Here is a 1,933-nt window from a genome sequence, read left to right as displayed (position 1 = left end):
TCTTGCGCAGCGGATGCCGGGCGGGGATGCGCTCTTCAAGATCGACATAGCTGAACAGCGACCCGCTCGCCTCGTCCGTCCCGCGCATCATCACCCCCACCGTTGTCGTGCAAAGGGTGAAACATGTTCCTAACTCCGGGTCGAGGGCTGACTTCTTCAGCAGCCTGCTAGGCCCAAGGTCGCATTGGCGCGCGGGCGCGGGCGTGATTAACTCGGACCCATCCAAGGGAGGATTGCATGGCAAAGCTAACCATGACCGTGAACGGCCGCACGATGTCGGCCGAGGCCGAAGGGCGCACCCTTCTGTCCGATTTCCTGCGCGCCGGGCTGGGGCTGACCGGCACCCATGTCGGCTGCGACACCAGCCAGTGCGGCGCCTGCGTGGTGCATGTGGACGGGCTGGCGGTGAAAAGCTGCTCGGTGCTGGCGCATGACGTGGCCGGCGCCAGCGTGACCACCATCGAAGGCATGGCCAACCCCGACGGTTCGCTTTCCACCCTCCAGCAGGCATTCCAGGACCACCACGGGTTGCAATGCGGCTTCTGCACGCCGGGCATGGTGATGTCCGCCGCCGCGCTGCTGGCCGAAAACCCCAAACCCACCGAGGCCGAGGTGCGCCACTACCTCGAAGGCAACATCTGCCGCTGCACGGGCTATCACAACATCGTCAAGGCGGTGCTGGCGGCCAGCGGCCAGGACGTGAGCGACGTGGGCATCGCGGCCGAGTGACGGCCGCACCGGACAGCCAGCGGGGCAGGGCACCCCTGCCGCGAAACGCCATTCAAGGGAGGAAACCATGCCGAAAGACGGCATCGGCGCCAGCACCAAGCGGCGCGAGGACCTGCGGTTCCTGACCGGCAACGGCCGGTATACCGACGACATCAACCTGCGTGGGCAGCTCCACGCCTATTTCCTGCGCAGCCAGGTGGCGCATGGCCGGATCGACGCGATCCACACGGCGGATGCCGCGGCCATGCCCGGCGTGGTGCGCATCTTTACCGCGGCCGATTTCGCCGGCGTGGGCGGCCTGCCCTGCGGCTGGCAGGTGACCGACCGTTTCGGCAAGCCGATGCAGGAGCCCAAGCACCCCGTGCTGGCCGAAGGCAAGGTGCGCCATGTCGGCGACCCCATCGCCGTGGTGGTGGCCGAAACGCTGGAACAGGCCCGCGATGCCGCCGAGGCGATCGTGGTGGACATCCACGAACTGCCCGCCGTGCTGGACATGAAGGCGGCGCTGGCGCCCGATGCGCCCAAGGTGCATGACGACCTGAGCTCGAACCTGTGCTACGACTGGGGCTTCGTCGAGGACAACCGCGAGGCGGTGAACGAAGCGTTCAAGGCCGCGAAACATCACATCACGCTGGAACTGGTGAACAACCGTCTGGTCGCCAACCCGATGGAACCGCGCGTGGCGGTGGGCGACTACGACCCCTGGAACGACCAGTCCACGCTTTATACCACCAGCCAGAACCCGCATGTGATCCGCCTGCTGATGGGCGCCTTCGTGCTGGGCATCCCGGAACACAAGCTGCGCGTGGTGGCGCCGGACGTGGGCGGCGGCTTCGGGTCGAAGATCTACCACTATGCCGAAGAAGCCTTCTGCACCTTTGCCGCCCGGCAGCTGAAGCGCCCGGTGAAGTGGACGGCCAGCCGCTCCGAGGCCTTCATCTCGGATGCGCAAGGCCGCGACCATGTGACCAAGATGGAACTGGCGCTGGATGCGGACCTGAACTTTACCGCCATCCGCACCGAAACCTACGCCAACATGGGGGCCTACCTTTCCACCTTTGCGCCGTCGATCCCGACCTGGCTGCACGGCACGCTGATGGCGGGCAACTACCGCACACCGCTGATCTACGTGAACGTCAAGGCGGTGTTCACCAACACCGTGCCGGTCGATGCCTACCGCGGCGCCGGGCGCCCCGAGGCGACG

2 protein-coding genes are annotated in these 1,933 nt (G+C 66.5%); both read left to right on the top strand.

Annotated features, from left to right (window positions below; genetic code table 11):
- The first annotated feature begins 237 nt into the window (after positions 1-237).
- Positions 238-729, top strand: coding sequence for a (2Fe-2S)-binding protein (locus ACK4S2_RS15730; RefSeq protein WP_409626532.1), 492 nt, complete (start codon positions 238-240; stop codon positions 727-729).
- Between the two features lie 67 nt (positions 730-796).
- On the top strand, positions 797-1,933 hold a 1,137-nt coding region (locus ACK4S2_RS15725), incomplete at its 3' end, for a xanthine dehydrogenase family protein molybdopterin-binding subunit (RefSeq protein WP_409626529.1).

The organism is Gemmobacter sp. (assembly GCF_046292685.1).
Classification (GTDB): domain Bacteria; phylum Pseudomonadota; class Alphaproteobacteria; order Rhodobacterales; family Rhodobacteraceae; genus Wagnerdoeblera.
Note: the sequence above shows the minus strand (reverse complement) of the source record. Positions and strands in the feature narration are given on the sequence as shown.